This is a genomic window from Streptosporangium pseudovulgare (assembly GCF_014648055.1).
Lineage (GTDB): Bacteria > Actinomycetota > Actinomycetes > Streptosporangiales > Streptosporangiaceae > Streptosporangium > Streptosporangium pseudovulgare.
This window is the reverse complement of record NZ_BMQJ01000009.1, coordinates 211,615-229,375: the sequence shown is the minus strand read 5'-3', so window position 1 is coordinate 229,375 and position 17,761 is coordinate 211,615. Positions and strand designations below refer to the sequence as shown.

At 72.7% G+C, this 17,761-nt stretch carries 18 protein-coding genes; 15 read left to right on the top strand and 3 right to left on the bottom strand.

Annotation, left to right across the window (positions count from 1 at the left end):
* The first annotated feature begins 94 nt into the window (after window positions 1–94).
* From IEZ10_RS19490 to araA, 8 genes are all read left to right on the top strand, one after another.
* Window positions 95–457: an arsenate reductase family protein gene (locus tag IEZ10_RS19490; RefSeq protein ID WP_189247931.1), complete on the top strand. Its 363-nt coding sequence runs from the start codon at window positions 95–97 to the stop codon at window positions 455–457.
* 612 nt (window positions 458–1,069) lie between these two features.
* On the top strand, window positions 1,070–2,044 hold the full coding sequence (locus IEZ10_RS19485) for an ABC transporter substrate-binding protein (RefSeq protein ID WP_229811420.1): 975 nt from the start codon (window positions 1,070–1,072) through the stop codon (window positions 2,042–2,044).
* Window positions 2,045–2,134: 90 nt separating this feature from the next.
* Window positions 2,135–3,646 carry a sugar ABC transporter ATP-binding protein gene (locus IEZ10_RS19480; protein WP_189247930.1) on the top strand — a complete coding sequence of 504 codons (1,512 nt, stop codon included), beginning with the start codon at window positions 2,135–2,137 and terminating at the stop codon, window positions 3,644–3,646.
* Window positions 3,643–4,740 (top strand): ABC transporter permease, encoded by a 1,098-nt coding sequence (locus tag IEZ10_RS19475; protein ID WP_189247929.1) that lies wholly within the window; start codon window positions 3,643–3,645, stop codon window positions 4,738–4,740. The genes IEZ10_RS19480 and IEZ10_RS19475 overlap by 4 nt, the downstream gene beginning before the upstream one ends.
* The gene (gene yjfF, locus IEZ10_RS19470; RefSeq protein WP_189247928.1) at window positions 4,737–5,720 is read left to right on the top strand and encodes a galactofuranose ABC transporter, permease protein YjfF; all 984 of its coding nucleotides are present in this window, start codon (window positions 4,737–4,739) and stop codon (window positions 5,718–5,720) included. Before IEZ10_RS19475 ends, yjfF begins: the two co-directional genes overlap by 4 nt.
* A 57-nt stretch (window positions 5,721–5,777) precedes the next feature.
* On the top strand, window positions 5,778–7,427 hold the full coding sequence (gene araB / locus IEZ10_RS19465) for a ribulokinase (protein ID WP_189247927.1): 1,650 nt from the start codon (window positions 5,778–5,780) through the stop codon (window positions 7,425–7,427).
* Window positions 7,424–8,101, top strand: a complete 678-nt coding sequence (locus IEZ10_RS19460) for an L-ribulose-5-phosphate 4-epimerase (protein ID WP_229811419.1) — start codon at window positions 7,424–7,426, stop codon at window positions 8,099–8,101. The genes araB and IEZ10_RS19460 overlap by 4 nt, the downstream gene beginning before the upstream one ends.
* Window positions 8,098–9,579, top strand: coding sequence for an L-arabinose isomerase (araA, locus tag IEZ10_RS19455; protein WP_189247926.1), 1,482 nt, complete (start codon window positions 8,098–8,100; stop codon window positions 9,577–9,579). Before IEZ10_RS19460 ends, araA begins: the two co-directional genes overlap by 4 nt.
* Window positions 9,580–9,675: 96 nt before the next feature.
* On the opposite strand, the gene IEZ10_RS19450 is transcribed toward araA, so the two are convergent.
* A complete protein-coding gene (locus tag IEZ10_RS19450) occupies window positions 9,676–10,722 on the bottom strand; it encodes a saccharopine dehydrogenase family protein (protein WP_189247925.1) in 1,047 nt (348 codons plus the stop codon).
* Window positions 10,723–10,834: 112 nt separating this feature from the next.
* Between IEZ10_RS19450 and IEZ10_RS19445 the strand changes: the two genes are divergently transcribed.
* Window positions 10,835–11,923, top strand: coding sequence for a helix-turn-helix domain-containing protein (locus IEZ10_RS19445; RefSeq protein WP_189247924.1), 1,089 nt, complete (start codon window positions 10,835–10,837; stop codon window positions 11,921–11,923).
* Here the strand turns inward: IEZ10_RS19445 and IEZ10_RS19440 are convergent.
* A complete protein-coding gene (locus IEZ10_RS19440) occupies window positions 11,890–12,336 on the bottom strand; it encodes a GNAT family N-acetyltransferase (protein ID WP_189247923.1) in 447 nt (148 codons plus the stop codon). The two genes, IEZ10_RS19445 and IEZ10_RS19440, sit on opposite strands and share 34 nt — an antisense overlap.
* Window positions 12,337–12,368: 32 nt before the next feature.
* On the opposite strand from IEZ10_RS19440, the gene IEZ10_RS39050 reads away from it, so the two are divergent.
* Together IEZ10_RS39050 and IEZ10_RS19430 are read left to right on the top strand one after the other, a co-directional pair.
* Complete coding sequence (locus tag IEZ10_RS39050) at window positions 12,369–12,548, top strand: hypothetical protein (RefSeq protein ID WP_229811418.1); 180 nt, start codon at window positions 12,369–12,371, stop codon at window positions 12,546–12,548.
* Between the two features lie 11 nt (window positions 12,549–12,559).
* The gene (locus IEZ10_RS19430; RefSeq protein ID WP_189247922.1) at window positions 12,560–13,267 is read left to right on the top strand and encodes a class I SAM-dependent methyltransferase; all 708 of its coding nucleotides are present in this window, start codon (window positions 12,560–12,562) and stop codon (window positions 13,265–13,267) included.
* A 43-nt stretch (window positions 13,268–13,310) separates the two neighbouring features.
* Here IEZ10_RS19430 and IEZ10_RS19425 read toward each other — a convergent pair whose 3' ends face one another.
* Window positions 13,311–13,703, bottom strand: a complete 393-nt coding sequence (locus IEZ10_RS19425) for a winged helix-turn-helix transcriptional regulator (RefSeq protein ID WP_189247921.1) — start codon at window positions 13,701–13,703, stop codon at window positions 13,311–13,313.
* A 136-nt stretch (window positions 13,704–13,839) separates the two neighbouring features.
* Here IEZ10_RS19425 and IEZ10_RS19420 point away from each other — a divergent pair, with 136 nt between their 5' ends.
* From IEZ10_RS19420 to IEZ10_RS19405, 4 genes are all read left to right on the top strand, one after another.
* Window positions 13,840–14,700: an NAD(P)H-binding protein gene (locus tag IEZ10_RS19420; RefSeq protein ID WP_229811417.1), complete on the top strand. Its 861-nt coding sequence runs from the start codon at window positions 13,840–13,842 to the stop codon at window positions 14,698–14,700.
* A 166-nt stretch (window positions 14,701–14,866) separates the two neighbouring features.
* A complete protein-coding gene (locus tag IEZ10_RS19415; RefSeq protein WP_189247920.1) occupies window positions 14,867–15,637 on the top strand; it encodes an NAD(P)H-binding protein in 771 nt (256 codons plus the stop codon).
* 91 nt (window positions 15,638–15,728) lie between these two features.
* On the top strand, window positions 15,729–16,349 hold the full coding sequence (locus IEZ10_RS19410) for a winged helix-turn-helix domain-containing protein (RefSeq protein WP_189247919.1): 621 nt from the start codon (window positions 15,729–15,731) through the stop codon (window positions 16,347–16,349).
* Window positions 16,346–17,728, top strand: a complete 1,383-nt coding sequence (locus tag IEZ10_RS19405) for an MFS transporter (protein WP_229811416.1) — start codon at window positions 16,346–16,348, stop codon at window positions 17,726–17,728. Before IEZ10_RS19410 ends, IEZ10_RS19405 begins: the two co-directional genes overlap by 4 nt.
* The last annotated feature ends 33 nt before the right edge of the window (window positions 17,729–17,761 follow it).

Here is a 17,761-nt window from a genome sequence, read left to right as displayed (position 1 = left end):
CCTCTTCCCGCCGGTCACCTCTACGCTGCTGGGAACACCCGGCTCCCCGGGCTCCAGCCGCGTACCCGCCGCCCAGGCGTCGAAGGAAGACCATATGGAGATCTGGATCAACCCCGACTGCTCCAAGTGCCGTTCCGCGCTGTCCGTCCTGGACGCCGAACAGGCCGACTACACCGTCCGCCGTTACCTGGAGGACCCGCCCAACGAGCTGGAGCTCCGCGAGGTGCTGACCCGGCTCGGCCTCGAACCCTGGGACATCGCCCGGACGGGTGAGCCGGCGGCCGCCGGGCTCGGCCTGGACGGCTGGTCCCGCACCCCCGCGGACCGAGACCGCTGGATCCGGGCGCTGGCCGCCCACCCGGTCCTGATCCAGCGCCCCATCATCACCGCCGACGACGGATCGGCCGTCGTCGGCCGCAGCGAGGAGGCCGTCCGCTCGGTGCTCCCGCGCCGGTAGCCGTCGCCGCCACACCGGCCTCCGGCGGCGAGCGTTCCGCCGGAGGCCGGCGCCGGGACGGCTGAGCCGGTCCGCGGCCGGTGCTGCGCCGGTCGCCGCGCGCGGCGCCGGGCCGATTGCCGCGCGCGGCGCCGGACTGCCCGGCCTGGTCGTCGCGGCCGGTGGACGGGCGGATTTCGACGCGTGGAATTCACGCGGTATCGGCGCGACGAAATTCGGGATGGCGGCGGAGCCCGGCTGCCGGCGCCGTGGAAATCGCGCGGCCCTGCGCGGCCGGGTCTGGAATCCCGGGCCGCGACTCCCTTTCTCACCTGCGGTGACGCCGCCGCACGGCGTTTCGGATCCGTATGTGCGGCCCGTTGGTGAGCGTTAACATCCAGAACCCGAACCCCATTTAAGAACTCTTCGGAGAGAACGTCAACGGGTGTTAACGGATTATTTCGGTGTGACCAGAACGTAACCGGAGGCCACCTTGACGACAAGTAATGTTAGCGCTCACAGTCTTCTCAGGCCGAACGCGAGGAGCATTCGGCGGGGCCGAGCGCCGGGCATCGAGGCCGGGCGAAGGGGGGGCTCCGTCGTCCCGGCACTGACACCCAGAAAGGAACCCCCGTGTTCAAGAGGATCTCGGCGCTGGTCCTGGTCGGCGTCACGACACTGGCCATGGCCGGATGCAGTGGTTCAGGCGGCTCGGGCGGCTCGTCCGACGGGAAGATCGTCATGGGCTTCGCCCAGGTCGGCGCGGAGAGCGGCTGGCGCACGGCCAACACCAAGTCGGTCCAGGAGTCCGCCAAGTCGGCGGGCGTCGAGCTGAAGTTCTCCGACGCCCAGCAGAAGCAGGAGAACCAGATCAAGGCGATCCGCTCCTACATCCAGCAGAAGGTCGACGTCATCGCGTTCTCGCCGGTCGTCGAGTCGGGCTGGGACACGGTGCTGAACGAGGCGAGGAATGCCAAGATCCCGGTCATCCTGACCGACCGGGCCGTGGACTCGCAGGACAAGAGCCTCTACAAGACCTTCCTCGGCTCCGACTTCGTCGAGGAGGGCAAGAAGGCCGGCCAGTGGCTGGTCGACCAGTACAAGGACGGCACCGACCAGGTGAACATCGTCCAGCTTGAGGGCACGACGGGGTCCGCCCCGGCCAACGACCGCAAGGCGGGCTTCGAGCAGGTCGTCTCCGCCGACCCCAGGTTCAAGGTCGTCGCCTCGCAGACCGGCGACTTCACCCGGGCCAAGGGCAAGGAGGTCATGGAGGCGTTCCTCAAGGCCAACCCGAAGATCGACGTCCTGTACGCGCACAACGACGACATGGCGCTCGGCGCGATCGAGGCCATCGAGGGCGCCGGAAAGGTGCCCGGCAAGGACATCAAGATCATCTCGGTGGACGCGGTCCACGACGGCATGCAGGCGCTGGCCGACGGCAAGATCAGCTTCATCGTCGAGTGCAGCCCGCTGCTCGGCCCCCAGCTCATGGACCTGGCCAAGAAGGTCGTGAAGGGCGAGCAGGTCCCCGACCGCGTCGTGACGGAGGAGACCACGTTCACCCAGGAGCAGGCGAAGGACGCGCTGCCCGGTCGCAAGTACTGACCCCGGACCGGCCGTCCCCGCTCCACGGGGGCGGCCCGCCGGCCGGTGAGGAGAGCCGGTGAGGACAGCCGACGAGGAGAGAGACGCCACATGGCCCCACCCGCGCCGATCCTGCGGATGAAAGGGATCGGCAAACAGTTCCCCGGCGTGAAGGCGCTGGACGGCGTGGACTTCCGGTTGCTGCCCGGCGAGGTCCACGCGCTCATGGGAGAGAACGGCGCCGGCAAGTCCACGCTGATCAAGGTGCTGACCGGCGTGTACGACATCGACTCCGGCGAGATCGAGCTGGCGGGCCGCCCGGTGGCCTTCCCCGGCCCGCAGGCCGCCCGGCAGGCCGGCATCAGCACGGTCTACCAGGAGGTCAACCTCTGCCCGAACCTCTCCGTCACCGAGAACGTCGTCATCGGCCGGGAACCCCGTCGCCTCGGCCGCGTCCGCTGGAAGGAGGCCCGCCGCCGGGCCGCCGAGCTGCTGGGCCGCCTCGACCTCCACATCGACGTGTCGGCCCCCCTGTCGGCGTACTCGCCGGCCGTCCAGCAGATGGTGGCCATCGCCCGGGCCCTGGACGTCGACGCCCGGGTCCTCATCCTCGACGAGCCGACCTCCAGCCTCGACAAGGACGAGGTCGCCCAGCTGTTCCGGGTGATGCGGCGGCTGAAGGAGCAGGGCATCGCGATCCTGTTCGTCTCGCACTTCCTCGACCAGATCTACGAGATCGCCGACCGCATGACGATCCTGCGCAACGGCCGGCTCGTGGGGGAGTACCTCACGAGCGAGCTGAGCCAGGTGGACCTGGTCGCCAAGATGATCGGCCGTGAGCTCGCCGACCTGGAGCGGCTGGAGGACAGGCCGCCCGCCAGGGAGGGCGCGCCGCTCGTGGAGGCGGACGGGCTGGGCCGGTCCAGGGCGATCGAGCCGTTCACGCTGACCATCCGCGAGGGCGAGGTGGTCGGCCTGGCCGGGCTGCTCGGCTCGGGCCGTACCGAGATCGCCCGGCTGCTGTTCGGCGCCGACCACGCGGGAACGGGCTCGCTGCGGATCGGGGGAGAGCCGGTCGGCCTGCGCACGCCCCGGGCGGCGATCCGCCACCGCCTCGCCTTCTGCTCCGAGAACCGGCGGGAGGAGGGGCTCGTGCCCGACCTCACCGTGCGGGAGAACATCGTCCTCGCGCTGCAGGCGGCCCGCGGGTGGACCCGGCCGATCCCTCGGCGCAGACAGGACGAGCTGGTCGCCAAGTACGTCTCCGCGCTGAACATCCGCCCGGCCGACCCCGAGCAGCCCGTCAGGAACCTCAGCGGCGGCAACCAGCAGAAGGTGCTGCTGGCCCGCTGGCTCATCCTGGAGCCCCGGCTGCTCATCCTCGACGAGCCCACCCGCGGCATCGACATCGGCGCGAAGGCGGAGATCCAGCGCCTGGTGGCCGAGCTGTCCGGCGGCGGGATGGCCGTGCTGTTCATCTCCGCCGAGCTGGAGGAGGTCCTGCGGCTCAGCCACCGGGTCGGCGTGCTGCGCGACCGCCGTCTCGTCGCCGAGATCGACAACGACGAGCGGCTGACCACCGGCGCCCTGATGGAGACGATCGCGAGCGGAGCCGCGTCATGACCGCACCCGCACCCGCACCCGCTTCCGTACCCGCGTCCGTCTCGCCCGGACGCCGCCTGCTCGGACACCGCCTGTTCTGGCCCGCCGTGATCCTGGTGGCGCTGCTGATGATCAACCCGGTGTTCACCGACGGCTTCTTCAAGGTCGAACTCAAGGACGGCCACCTCTACGGCAGCCTGATCGACATCGTCAGGTTCGGCGCGCCGCTGATCCTCGTGGCGCTGGGCATGACGCTGGTCATCGCGACCCGCGGGATCGACCTGTCGGTGGGCTCGGTCGTGGCGATCTCCGGGGCGCTCGCGTGCCTGCGGATCAGCGACCTCGGTGACCAGAACTCGGCGGGCGGCGTGCTGGCGGCGGCCGGCGTCGCCCTCGCGCTGTCGGTGGCGCTCGGCGCCTGGAACGGCCTGCTCGTCGCGGGCGTGGGGGTCCAGCCCATCATCGCGACGCTGATCCTCATGGTCGCCGGGCGCGGCCTCGCCCAGCTCATCACCGACGGCCAGATCATCACGGTCAACAGCGCGCCGTACAAGCTGATCGGCGGGGGCTACTGGCTCACGCTGCCGTTCGGGATCGTCATCGTGCTCGCGGTGCTGGCGCTGACCGCGTTCCTCACCCGGCGGCTCGCCCTCGGCCTGCTCATCGAGTCGGTCGGCGGCAACGCCGAGGCGAGCCGGCTGGCCGGCATCGGCGCGCGCGGGGTGATCCTGACCGTCTACACGTTCTGCGCGCTGTGCGCGGGGATCGCCGGGCTCATGATCAGCTCGAACGTCTCCAGCGCCGACGGCAACAACGCCGGGCTGTGGATCGAGCTGGACGCGATCCTGGCCGTCGTGATCGGCGGCACCCCGCTGTCGGGCGGCCGGTTCTCGCTCGGCGGCACCGTGCTGGGCGCGCTCATCATTCAGACGCTGACCACCACGATCTACTCGATCGGCGTGCCGCCGGAGACGACGCTGCTGTTCAAGGCGCTCGTGGTGACCGTCGTCTGCCTGGTCCAGTCCCCGGCCTTCCGCGCGAAGGTCTTCCACCGGCGCCGCCGCCCCGCGGGCGCGTCCCCGGTGGCGGAAGAGAAGGTGAGGGTCTCGGCATGACCGTCGCGACCGTCCCGGGCCGCAGGGTCCGGGTGCCGCGCAGATACGTCCCGGTCCTGGTCACGGCCGCGCTGTTCCTCGCCATGTTCGCCGCAGGGGGCATCCGGTACGAGGGGTTCGCCACCGGGCAGATCATCCTCAACGTCTTCATCGACAACGCGTTCCTGCTGGTCGTGGCCGTCGGGATGACCTTCGTGATCCTCGCGGGCGGCATCGACCTGTCGGTCGGCTCGGTGGTGGCGCTGTCCACCATGGTCGCCGCGACGCTGCTGAAGCAGGGCTGGTCCCCCTGGCCGGTGATGGTGCTCGTGCTGCTCATCGGGGCGGTCCTCGGCCTCGGCATGGGCGCGATCATCCACTACTTCGAGATCCAGCCGTTCATCGTGACGCTGGCCGGGATGTTCCTGGCCCGCGGCCTGTGCTACACGATCGGCACCCGGTCGATCCCCATCGACGATCCGGTGTTCACCGCGTTCGCGCAGACGCGGATCGACCTCGGCGCGGACATGTGGATCTCGCCCGGCGTGGTGGTCGCCGCCGCCGTGGTCGTCGTGGCGGCGTACACGCTCCACTACACCCGGCTCGGCCGGAACGTGTACGCCACCGGCGGGAACGAGCAGTCGGCGCTGCTCATGGGCCTCCCGGTGGCACGGACGAAGATCGCCGTCTACACGATCAGCGGCTTCTGCTCCGCGCTCGGCGGCCTGGTGCTGTCGTTCTACATGCTGTCCGGGTACGGCCTGCACGCGGTCGGGATGGAACTCGACGCGATCGGGGCCGTCGTGATCGGCGGCACCCTGCTGACCGGCGGCTCGGGCTACCTGTTCGGCACCGTGCTGGGCGTGCTCGTGCTCGGCCTGATCCAGACGATCATCAGCTTCGAGGGCACGCTGAACTCCTGGTGGACGCGGATCCTCATCGGCCTGCTCCTGTTCGTCTTCATCCTGATGCAGCGCCTGATCACGGCCCGCAGGCGGTAGCCGCCGGGACGTCCCCACCGTCGAGTCCGGAGAGCGCGTGACGAGTTTGGAGAGCATGTGAGCGATAACGGCGAGCGCTACGTCGTCGGCGTCGACTTCGGGACCCTGTCGGGCAGGGCCGTGGTGGTGCGGGTGAGCGACGGCGCGGAGCTGGGCGGCGCGGTCCACGAGTACACCCACGGGGTGATCGAGGACGCCCTCCCCGGGGAGGGCGTCCGCCTCGGCCCCGACTGGGCGCTGCAGGCGCCCCAGGACTGGATCGACGTGCTGCGGCGCGCCGTACCGGAGGCCCTGGCGGCGTCGGGAGTCCCGCCGGAGCGGGTGATCGGCGTCGGCACCGATTTCACGGCCTGCACGGTGCTGCCCGCCACGGCGGACGGCGTCCCGCTGTGCGAGTCGCGGCCCGGCCGGCCGCACGCCTGGCCCAAGCTGTGGAAGCACCACGCGGCGCAGCCGCACGCCGACCGGATCAACGCGCTGGCCGCCCGGCGCGGTGAGCCCTGGCTGCCCCGGTACGGCGGCAGGATCTCCTCCGAGTGGGAGTTCGCCAAGGGCCTGCAGGTCCTGGAGGAGGACCCGGAGACCTACGCGCTGGCCGACCGCTGGATCGAGGCCGCCGACTGGATCGTCTGGCAGCTCACCGGTGTGGAGACCCGCAACGTCTGCACCGCCGGCTACAAGGGGATCTTCCAGGACGGCGGCTACCCCTCCGAGGACTTCCTGGCCGCGCTCAACCCCGCCTTCGCCGGTTTCACCGGCAAGCTCGGCCGGGAGCTCGCGCCGCTCGGCGGCCTCGCCGGTCGGCTGACCGCGCGGGCCGCCGGGTGGACGGGCCTGCCCGAGGGCGTCGCGGTGGCCGTCGGAAACGTCGACGCGCACGTCACCGCGGCCGCCGCCGACGCGGTGCGGCCCGGCCAGATGGTCGCCATCATGGGCACCTCCACCTGCCACGTCATGTGCTCCGACCGCCTGGCCGAGGTGCCCGGGATGTGCGGGGTGGTGCGCGACGGCATCGTGCCCGGCCTGTGGGGCTACGAGGCGGGCCAGTCCGCCGTCGGCGACATCCTCGCCTGGTACGTGGACCACTGCGTGCCCGCGCCGTACGCCGGGCGGGCCGCGGAGCGGGGCCTCGGCCCGCACGAGTACCTGACGGAGCTGGCCGCGGAGCAGAACGTCGGGCAGCACGGGCTGGTCGCGCTCGACTGGCACGGCGGCAACCGCTCCATCCTGGTCGACCACACCCTGTCCGGCGTGATCGCCGGGCAGACGCTCGCCACCCGGCCCGAGGACGTCTACCGCGCGCTCATCGAGGCCACCGCGTACGGCGCCCGCCTGATCGTGGAGACGTTCGAGGGCGCCGGCGTGCCGGTGGAGGAGTTCGTGGTCGCCGGCGGCCTGCTGAAGAACCCCTTCCTCATGCAGGTCTACGCCGACGTGCTGCGCCGGCCGCTGTCGGTGATCGGTTCCGGGCAGGGGCCGGCCCTCGGCTCGGCGATCCACGCGGCCGTCGCCGCGGGCGCCCACCCCGACATCACGGCGGCCGCGGCGGCGATGGGCAAGCGCGTCACCGGCGCCTACCTGCCCGACCAGAAACGGGCCGACGCCTACGACCGGCTGTACGCCGAGTACCGCCGGCTGCACGACCACTTCGCGGACGGCGGCATGCTGCACCGGCTCCGCGCGATCAGGAACGAGGCGAGCGCGTGAACGGGGACAAGCGTGTGATCGAGGAGCTGCGGGAGAGCGTCTGCCGCCTCCACGCCGAGCTGGTCCGCTACGACCTCGTGGCGTGGACCGCGGGCAACATCTCCGGGCGGGTGCCCGGGGCGGACCTCTTCGTCATCAAGCCCAGCGGCGTGTCGTACGACGACCTGACCCCGGAGTCGATCGTCGTATGCGACCTTTCCGGCGACCTCGTCGAGGGGTCGCTCGCGCCCTCCAGCGACACGGCCGCGCACGCCTACGTCTACCGGCACATGCCGGAGGTGAACGGGGTGGTGCACACCCACTCCACGTACGCCTCCGCCTGGGCGGCCCGGGGCGAGCCGATCCCCTGCGTGCTGACCGCGATGGCCGACGAGTTCGGCGGAGAGATCCCGGTCGGGCCGTTCGCGCTGATCGGCGGCGACGACATCGGCCGGGGGATCGTGGAGACCCTGACCGGGCACCGCTCCCGCGCGGTCCTCATGCGCAACCACGGGGTCTTCACGATCGGCGAGTCGCCGAAGGCGGCCGTCAAGGCGGCCGTGATGTGCGAGGACGTCGCCCGCACCGTGCACGTCGCCCGCCAGCTCGGCGCCCCGGCGCCGATCGCCCCGGACGACGTCGACAGCCTGTACGACCGCTACCAGAACGTCTACGGACAGAGGAGTCACCGGTGAAGCTATGGTTCCTGACCGGCAGCCAGGGCCTGTACGGCGAGGACACGCTGCGCCAGGTGGCCGGGCAGTCCCAACAGATCGCCGGGAGACTGGGCGAGGCGCTGCCGTTCGAGGTGGAGTGGCGGCCGGTGCTCACCGACGCGGCGGCCATCCGCCGGGTGTGCCTGGAGGCGAACGCCGACGACGACTGCGGCGGCCTGATCGCGTGGATGCACACGTTCTCCCCGGCGAAGATGTGGATCGCCGGGCTCGACGCGCTGCGCAAGCCGCTGCTGCACCTGCACACGCAGGCCAACGTCGAGCTGCCGTGGAGCTCCATCGACATGGACTTCATGAACCTCAACCAGGCCGCGCACGGCGACCGGGAGTTCGGCCACATCCAGGCCAGGCTCGGGGTGCCGCGCAAGACCGTCGCCGGGCACGTCGGCGACCCCGCCGTGGCGGCGCGCGTCGCCGCGTGGGCGCGGGCCGCCGCCGGGCGGGCCGAGCTGGCCTCCCTCCGGCTCGCCCGTTTCGGCGACAACATGCGCGACGTGGCGGTGACCGAGGGCGACAAGGTCGAGGCCCAGCTCCGGTTCGGCGTGTCGGTCAACACCTACGGCGTCAACGACCTGGTCGAGGCCGTGGAAGCCGCGTCGGACGCCGACGTGGGCGCGCTGGTCAAGGAGTACGAGGACCTCTACCGGATGGCCCCCGAGCTGCGCGCGGACGGCGGGCGGCACGACTCCCTGCGCTACGCGGCCCGCATCGAGCTGGGCCTGCGCGCCTTCCTGGAGGCCGGCGGGTTCCGGGCGTTCACCACGAACTTCGAGGACCTCGGCGGGCTGCGGCAGCTCCCGGGGCTCGCCGTACAGCGGCTCATGGCCGACGGCTACGGCTTCGGCGGCGAGGGCGACTGGAAGACGTCGGTGCTGCTGCGCACGCTGAAGACGATGTCGGCCGGACTGCCGGGCGGCACCTCCTTCATGGAGGACTACACCTACCACCTCACCCCGGGGGAGGAGCTGATCCTCGGCGCGCACATGCTGGAGGTCTGCCCCAGCATCGCCGAGGGCACGCCCTCGTGCGAGATCCACCCGCTGGGCATCGGCGGCCGGGAGGACCCGGTGCGGCTGGTGTTCGACGCCCGGCCCGGACCGGCCGTGGTGGTCGGCCTGGCCGACATGGGCGACCGGTTCCGCCTGGTGGCCAACGAGATCGACGTCGTCGTCCCGCCGGAGCCGCTGCCGCGCCTGCCGGTGGCCCGCGCCGTCTGGCGGCCGCGGCCCGACCTGCGGACCTCCGCCGAGTCGTGGCTGACGGCCGGCGCGCCGCACCACACCGTGCTGTCCGCGGCGGTCGGGGCCGAGGAGCTCACCGACCTCGCCGACATGCTCGGCGTCGAGCTGCTCGTCATCGACGCCGAGACCACCTCCCGGCGGTTCGCCAGGGAACTGCGCTGGAACCAGGCCTACTACCGGCTCGCGCAGGGGTTCTGACACGCCCGTGGCGGTCGGCGAGGAGGATCTCGCCGGCCGTCCCGCCGCACCGGGTGGGGAGCCGCCGCGACCGCGGCGGCACGGGCGGCCCGCCCGTCACGGGCGCAGTTCGAAGGAGATGTACGGGGACAGCGCGCGGAGGAAGTCGGCGGCGTCGAAGATCTCGCCGGCGGAGGCGACGCCGGCCGTCCTGGTCCGTCCGGTGAGGACGCGGTCGACCGCCTCCACCGCGAGCGGCGCGGTGACGGCGTAGATGTCCTGGCCGCTCGCCACGGCGCGCCGTTCGACGTCGCCGGAGCGTACGACGACGTCGACGAGGAAGGTCTGCGCGGACCGCCCGTGTTCGTCGACCGGGGCCGGCGCCGGCGTGTCCGGGTTCGACAGGTCCCTGGCGGCCTCGACCGCCATGTAGGTGCGCACCTCGGGGATGGGCAGGTGGCTGGGAATGGTGACGACGTCGGCCATCGTGAACTCCCCGATGACGGCCCGGGGCCCCATCGGGTCGGGGAAGGGCCACTCCAGGGTCGGCAGGTCGTCGTTGTGGTACTCCAGCCGGCCGTTCGTGTGACGGACGCGCCGGCCGGCCCGCCGCTCCCCGGAGACCACGCCCGAGGCGCGGGTCCCGGCGGTGGGGTGCCAGCTGCTCAGCCCGTACGCGACGTGCGCCTCGTCGGCCGTGCTCCAGTCGCCCATCGCGGCGGTGGCCAGCAGGTCGCCGAGGCCGCCGTAGAAGGCCATCGCGGGGACGACCGCCACCCCCGCGGCGCGGGCGCGGTCCGCGAAGTGCGCGAAGGTGTCGGCGTTGGCCTCGATCTCGGCCGCCACGTCCACGTACGGGATCCCGGCGCGCAGCGCCGCCTCGATCACGGGGGCGGCCGTCGAGGCGAAGGGCCCGGCACAGTTGATCACGGCCGCCGTGCCGGCCAGCGCGCGGTCGAGCGAGGCCGGGTCGTCGACCGACGCCGGGCGGGCCTCCAGCCCCGACTCGGACGCCATCGTCTCCAGCTTGCCGGCGTCACGGCCGGACAGGACCGGGACGAACCCGCGCTCCCGCAGCTGCGCCGCGACGAAGCGCCCGGTGTGCCCGTACGCGCCGAACACCGCCACCTTGAGACCCGACGCCTCAGATGTCCCCGATGCCATGACTTATCTCCTCGCACTCGAATGGTCTGCCGCGATCCGTGGTGACCATCCTGGCGGCGGCGGGCAACCCGCCGTGAGTGTCCGGAACGCCATTGCCCGTACAATTCCGGACATGAACACTGTCGCGCTGGCCGCCACCGACGGCATGCTGCACTTCGAGCTGTCCCTGGCGTACGAGGTCTTCGCCGCCGTCCCGGCCGGCGTGACGGTCCCCTGGTACGACGTCACCGTCTGCGGGCCGGTCGCCGTACAGGTCGGCCGGTTCCGGCTGGAGCCCGACCACGGCCTCGACCGGCTCCGGCACGCCGACACCGTGATCGTCCCGGGCTGGGCCGACGTCGACGTCGATCCGCCCGCGGACCTGGTCGACGCGGTGCGTGAGGCCCACGAGGCGGGCGCACGCGTGGCCTCCCTCTGCACGGGCGCGTTCGTGCTGGCCGCCGCCGGCCTGCTGGACGGCAGGCGCGCGACCACGCACTGGGCGCACACCGAAGACCTGGCCGCCCGCCACCCCCGGGTGGAGGTGGATCCGGACGTCCTGTACGTGGACAACGGCAGCGTGCTCACCTCGGCCGGCAAGGCCGCGGCCATGGACCTGTGCCTGCACCTCGTCCGCCTCGACCACGGCTCCTCGGTCGCCAACACGGTCGCCCGCCGCCTGGTCGTGCCGCCGCACCGGGACGGCGGCCAGGCCCAGTTCGTCACCACCCCGGTGCCCGCCCCGGACAACCACCCGCTCGCCGAACTGTTCCCCTGGGTGATCGAACGACTGGACCGCCCGCTGACCGTGGAGGACCTGGCCCGCCGGGCGCGGATGAGCTCGCGCAACCTGAACCGCCACTTCAGGTCGGTGACCGGCACCACCCCGCTGCAGTGGCTGCTGACCCAGCGGATCCGTCACGCCCAGGAGTTGCTGGAGACCACCGACGACGGCGTCGACACCATCGCGGCGGCCACCGGCATGGGCACCGCCACGACGCTGCGCCGGCACTTCAACCGCACGGTCGGCGTGCCGCCGGACACCTACCGGCGCACCTTCCGCTCACGGACCCGTCCCGCCCCGGACGGCGGCGGGGCGGACTCCGTCGTTCACGGTTCCGGCGACGGCGGCGGGACGGATCCCGCCGTTCACGGTTCCGGCGGCGACGGCGGGACGGATCCCGCCGTTCACGGTCCGGCGGGGTCCAGTTCGAACCGGTAGACCGACGAGTCCCGGCGCCGGAACCCGGCGCGCTCGTACAGCCGGTTCGCCGCCTCCCGCGACGGCCGGGACGTCAGATCGACCGTGCGGGCGCCCATCCGCCTCGCCAGTTCCAGGGCCGTGTCCGTCAGCGCCGCCGCCACGCCCCGCCCGCGCGCGGCCTGGTCCACCACGACGTCCTCGATGCGCGCGCGGAGCCCGGACGGCAGGGGGAAGGCGACCAGGGTCAGCGTGCCCACGATCCGTCCCTGGAGACGTGCCGCCAGCACCGTGTTCGCCTCGAAGGCCAGCAGCCGGGCCACGGCCTCGCGGCCCGGGGCCCCCGCCGTCGCCGACAGCTGAGGCAGGAGCAGGCCGAGCGCGGCCACGACCTCGTCGCTCGCCTCACGGAGGATCTCGATCTCGACGTCCATGATCCGGATCATGCCCCGGGGGCCGCCGTCCCATGTCTGCGCTGGACGCGGTCAAGGCCCGTGACCTCCAGCGCGACGGCCGGTGCGCGATCCACGCCCATCCTGGCAAGGACGGCGACGCCAAGGTCGCCGGGGTCGCGGTCGAGGTGACCGGTGAGGACGTTCCGCCGCAGATAGGGGATTCGTCCCGCTCGGCGGCCCGTCCGGGATAGCGTTGCCCGCCATGACCGACTTCATCGCCCTCCCCTTCTACGACCTCCTCCACGAGAACGCGCACGTGCCGGAGATCCGCCGGACGCTGCCCCCGCTCCTGGCCGGGGTACGGCGGAGCGTCCTGGAGATCGGCGCGGGGACCGGCCTGATCACCACGTCGCTGGCCGACTGGACCCCGGCCGAGATCTTCGCGCTGGAGCCCTCGGCCGGCATGCGCGGGGTGCTGCTGTCCCGGCTGACCGCGCGCCCGGAACTGCTGGAGCGGGTGACCGTGCTGCCCTGCGACGCGCTGGGCCTGGACCTGGCCGAGCCGGTCGAGGCCATGGTGATGATCAACGTGATGTACGCCCTGGAGCCGGACTACCGCGCGCGGCTCTGGCCGGTGCTGGCCGCCCACCTGGAACCCGGCGGCCTGCTGGTCTTCACCTGGCGCGCCGGCGGCCCGCCGGCGCCGGGTCCGATGCGGGAGCTGGACTCGCGCCGGGTGGGCCGGCACACCTACGCGGTCCTGTCGGAGATCATCGAGTCGGACGGGAAGGAGGCGTGCAAGGCCCGGTACCTCTACCGGATCACCGAGGGCGACAGGGTGGTCGAGGAGGAGGAGATCGTCGGCCACGCCTACCGCCCCTCGCGGGAAGTGATCGAGAAGGAGCTGACCGGGGCGGGCTTCACCCCGGCCGACGCGCCCGAGGGACTCCTCGCCTGGCGACTCCCCTGAGCCGTCGGGCGGTCCGCCCGCCCGAGGCGGCCGGGCCGGAGCGCTACGCGGTCGGCGATGCGTCGTAGTCGTGCCGGGCCTGTTCGACCTTGCCGAGATTGACGGCGGCCCACTCGGCGAGATGGGCGAACAGCGGGGCGAGGCTGCGGCCGAGCTCACTGATCTCGTACTCCACCCGAGGGGGGACCTCCGGGTGATAGGTGCGCACGATCAGGCCGTCGCGTTCGAGCTGACGCAGCCGCTGGGTCAGCACCTTCGGGGTGATCGTGGTGATCCGTCGTTGCAGCTCGACGAACCGCTGGCGGCCGTACGCGTTGAGCGTCCACAGGATCGGCGTGGTCCACCTGCTGAACACGATGTCCACGACCGGGGCGATCGGGCAGGCGTTCCCCGGGTCGGCCGACGCGTCCGTCGGCCAGGACATGTCGCCGCCCATGCGGTCTCCCTCTGAGATAGTCACTTTCCTCTAGGTACCTACTATACCGACGGTGTTAGCGTCGCCTGAGCCGCGGCGGAGTCACCGCCCCGGTGAGGTCCCCGTCCGTTCGGACGTGGAGGACCAGGGTCACGTTATGAGGGAGCTGTTCATGATCGTGGTGACGGGCGCGACGGGCAACGTCGGCCGATCGCTCGTACGGATACTCGCGGACGCGGGGCGGCAGGTGACGGCGACGTCCCGGCGGATCTCGGACGCGGACGTGCCGCAGGGGGTCCGGCACCACCGGGCCGATCTCACCACCCCGGAGGGCCTCCGGCCGGTGCTGGACGGCGCCGACGCGCTGTTCCTGCACGACACCGCCACCAGCGCGCACCTGCTGAGGCCGCAGGACATCCTCGACGCGGCCAGGGCCGGCGGAGTCGGACGGGTCGTGGTGCTGTCCTCCCAGGGGGTCGCGACCCGACCGGACTCGGCCTCCCACGGGATCGTGGGACGGTCCATCGAGGACGCCGTCCGGCGGTCGGGTATGGACTGGACCATCCTGCGGCCCGGCGGTTTCCACTCCAACGCCTACGCCTGGTCGGAATCGGTCCGCACCCGGCGGACCGTCGCCGCGCCCTTCGGTGACATCGGCCTGCCGACCGTCGACCCTGCCGACATCGCCGGCGTCGCCGCCGCGGCGCTGTACGAGGACGGCCACGCCGGGCAGGTCTACGAACTGACCGGGCCCGCCCTCACCACACCCCGGCAGCGGGTCCAGGCGATCGGTGACGCGCTCGGCGAACCCGTCCGGTTCGTCGAGCAGACCCGCGACGAGGCCCGCGCGGAGATGCTGCGGTTCATGCCCGAGCCCGTGGTCGAGACCACCCTGGCCATCCTCGGTGAGCCCACCCCCGCCGAGCAGCGCGTCAGCCCCGATGTCGAGCGGGTCCTCGGCCGCGCGCCGGGGAGCTTCGCCGACTGGGCACGCCGCCACGCCGCCGCCTTCCGGTGATCTCCGTATCGGCGGGCCGGTCACGTCCACCGTTCCCTGCGGGACGCGAGGGCGCCCGCCACCCAGGTCTCGCCGACCGCGGTTCCCACCGGCCGGAAAACCGGTGGCGCCGCGCCGCCCGCCGGGAATTCACTGAGGGCCACCGCACACAGAGTGGAGTCCTCCGTTGATCGCAGTCTCGGCCGCCTCCGGCGCGCTCGGCCGCCTCGTCATCGCTCACCTGCGCACCCGGGCGGAGGTGGTCGCCGTGGTGCGCGACCCCGGGCGGGCCCCGGAGGGCGTCCCGGTACGGCGCGGCGACTACGACGACCCGGCGAGCCTGCGTGAAGCCTTCGACGGGGCCGACCGGCTGCTGCTGATCTCGTCCCCGGAGCTCGACACCGCCCGCAGGATCGGGCAGCACCTGGCCGCCGTGGCCGCCGCGAAGGACGCCGGCGTCGGCGCCGTCGTCTTCACTAGCTTCCTGGGGGCCGACACCGCCGCCACCGGCCTGACCGAGGCGTACCACGCCACCGAGCGGGCCGTCCTCGACAGCGGCCTGCCGTACACGATCCTGCGGCATCCCTTCTACGGCGACCCGTTCGTCCCGCGGGTCTCCGGCGGGGAGCTGACCGCGAGCACCGGGGGGCGCGGCCTGAACACCGCGTTCCGGTCGGACCTGGCCGAGGCCGCCGCGAACGTGCTGACGGGTGAGGGGCACCTGGGCCGGGCGTACGACTTCACCGGTCCGCTGTGGAGCCACCCGGAGGTGGCCGCGGCGCTGGGGGTGCCGTACCGGGAGGTGCCGGACGCCGGTCCGGGCGCCATGAGCTGGATCAACGCCCAGGTGCGCGCGGGCCTGCTGGAGCGGCAGACCCCCGACCTGGAGCGGGTGCTCGGCAGGCCCGCCGAGACGGTCGTCTCCCGCGCCCTGGAGCTTCACGCCGCGCCACGCTGACCGCCCGGCGCGGAAACCGCCGGCCGTCCGGTGCCGAGGTGAATGCACAAGAGTCATTGCACAAGAGCTGTTGTGTATCTAGGGTGAGGTGATGCGCGATCATCAGACGGGCGGCGAGGCGGACGAGACGCCGGAAGCCCGCGTGACGGACCAGGTACGTGAGGTGCGCGAGGTGCGCGACTCGAAGGTGCTGGCCGCGATGTCCCACCCGCTGCGCCGGCGCCTGCTGGACATCCTGCGGGTGGACGGCCCCTCCACGGCGTCCGTGCTCGCCGGGAAGACCGGGCAGGCCGTCGGCAACATCAGCCACCACCTGAAGGTCCTCGCCGCGAGCGAGCTCGTGGAGGAGGTCCCCGAGCTCGCCCGCGACCGCCGGGAACGCTGGTGGCGCAGGTCGCCGGGCGTCCTCAACTGGTCTCCGTCGGACTTCCCCGACGACCCCGTGGCGGAGGCGGCCGAATCCCTGGTCCTGGAGCGGCAGGCCGCCCTCGTCCGGCAGTGGTTCGCCGCGCGTGACGACTACCCCGAGCCGTGGCGGCGGGCCGCGTTCACCACCGACCACTGGGCGAGGCTGTCGGTCGCCGAGCTCGCCGAGCTGGAGGGGAAGATCTTCGCCCTGCTGTCCTCGCTGGCGGACCGGGAGGTTCCCGACGATGGGCAGGAGCGCGAGCTCGTCTTCCTGTCCGTCCGCGCCGTTCCCGGACAGCCGTGACCGCGGCGGCCGCCACACCGGCCGTACAGGGCGGGCCGCTGAGGACGCGCGACTTCCGGCTGCTGTGGATCGGCGAGACGACGAGCATGCTCGGCAGCGCCGTCGCCGGCGTGGCGCTTCCACTGGTCGCCGTGGTCACCCTGGGCGCCGGAACCCTCTCTGTCGGGCTGCTGACCGCGGCCGCCTGGCTGCCGTGGCTGCTGGTCGGGCTGCCCGCCGGCGCGTGGGTGGACCGGCTGCCGAAACGGCCGGTGATGCTGGCGTGCAACACCGTCTCGATGGCGGTGTTCGCGAGCGTGCCGGTCGCGGCGTGGTCCGGTGCGCTCACGATGGCGCACCTGCTCGCGGCGGCCACGGCGGGCGGGGTGGCGAAGGTGTTCTTCAACCTCGCCTACCGCGCCTACCTCCCCGCCCTGGTCGGAGACGAGCGGCTGCTCGCGGCCAACACCAGGCTCCAGGGCAGCGAGTCGGCCGCGCAGGTCGCCGGCCCGGGACTGGCGGGGCTGCTCGCGCAGGGCTTCGGCGCGGTCAGCGGCGTGCTGGCCGACGCGGTCAGCTTCGGCGTCGCCGTACTGTGCCTGCGCTCCATCCGCACGCGCGAGACGCGCCGGGACGGTACGGCGAACGAGGCGCGCCCGGATGACGGGGTGAACGAGGCGCGCCGGAACGGTGCGGCGAGCGAGGCGCGCCGGGGTGGCAAGGGGAACAGGGCGCCCCGGCGTGGTACGGCGAGGCGGCGGTTGCGCTCGGAGATCCGCGACGGGCTGCGGTTCGTCGTGGGCGACCCGTACCTGCGCACGCTCACCGTCTTCAGCGCGCTGTCCAACATCGCGCTGATGGGCTACCAGTCGATCCAGGTCGTGTTCCTCACCCGGAACCTCGGCGCCCAGCCCGGGCAGGTGGGCGTGGTGCTGGCCCTGGCCGGCGCGGGCGGCCTGCTGGGGGCGGCGCTGGCCGGCCGGATCGCCGCGCGGTTCGGGACGGCGCGGGGGTTCCTGCTGTGCGAGGCGTTCGCCGCGCCGATGCTGCTGCTCGGGCCTGCCGGCAGCGGCGGCACGGGCCTGGCGTTCTTCACCGCCGCCGGTTTCGGCGCGGGCGCGGGCATCGTCGCCTCGAACATCCTGACCGGCACCTTCCGCCAGCGGTACTGCCCGGCCGAACTGTTCGGGCGGATCACCGCGAGCACCTCGGCGCTGAACTACGGCGCGATCCCCCTCGGCGGGCTGCTCGGCGGCGTGCTGGGCGAGGTGGCCGGCGTCCGCGGGACCATGTGGCTGATGGCGGCCGTCCAGCTCCTCTCCCTCACCGTCCTGCTGCTCGGCCCGGTCCGCCCCCTGCGTGACTTCCCCGCGAGCCCGCCGGCGCGGAGCCTTCCGTAGCCGGTCCGGTACCTCCCCGCCCCGGCTGGAGGA

What these genes read in the sequence shown, in the direction of transcription:
- IEZ10_RS19490 (WP_189247931.1), top strand. Translation starts at nt 95, where the DNA reads ATGGAGATCTGGATCAACCCCGACTGCTCCAAGTGCCGTTCCGCGCTG.
- IEZ10_RS19480 (WP_189247930.1), top strand. Translation starts at nt 2,135, where the DNA reads ATGGCCCCACCCGCGCCGATCCTGCGGATGAAAGGGATCGGCAAACAG.
- IEZ10_RS19475 (WP_189247929.1), top strand. Translation starts at nt 3,643, where the DNA reads ATGACCGCACCCGCACCCGCACCCGCTTCCGTACCCGCGTCCGTCTCG.
- yjfF (WP_189247928.1), top strand. Translation starts at nt 4,737, where the DNA reads ATGACCGTCGCGACCGTCCCGGGCCGCAGGGTCCGGGTGCCGCGCAGA.
- IEZ10_RS19450 (WP_189247925.1), bottom strand. Translation starts at nt 10,722, where the DNA reads ATGGCATCGGGGACATCTGAGGCGTCGGGTCTCAAGGTGGCGGTGTTC.
- IEZ10_RS19445 (WP_189247924.1), top strand. Translation starts at nt 10,835, where the DNA reads ATGAACACTGTCGCGCTGGCCGCCACCGACGGCATGCTGCACTTCGAG.
- IEZ10_RS19440 (WP_189247923.1), bottom strand. Translation starts at nt 12,336, where the DNA reads ATGGACGTCGAGATCGAGATCCTCCGTGAGGCGAGCGACGAGGTCGTG.
- IEZ10_RS39050 (WP_229811418.1), top strand. Translation starts at nt 12,369, where the DNA reads ATGTCTGCGCTGGACGCGGTCAAGGCCCGTGACCTCCAGCGCGACGGC.
- IEZ10_RS19430 (WP_189247922.1), top strand. Translation starts at nt 12,560, where the DNA reads ATGACCGACTTCATCGCCCTCCCCTTCTACGACCTCCTCCACGAGAAC.
- IEZ10_RS19425 (WP_189247921.1), bottom strand. Translation starts at nt 13,703, where the DNA reads ATGGGCGGCGACATGTCCTGGCCGACGGACGCGTCGGCCGACCCGGGG.
- IEZ10_RS19420 (WP_229811417.1), top strand. Translation starts at nt 13,840, where the DNA reads ATGAGGGAGCTGTTCATGATCGTGGTGACGGGCGCGACGGGCAACGTC.
- IEZ10_RS19410 (WP_189247919.1), top strand. Translation starts at nt 15,729, where the DNA reads ATGCGCGATCATCAGACGGGCGGCGAGGCGGACGAGACGCCGGAAGCC.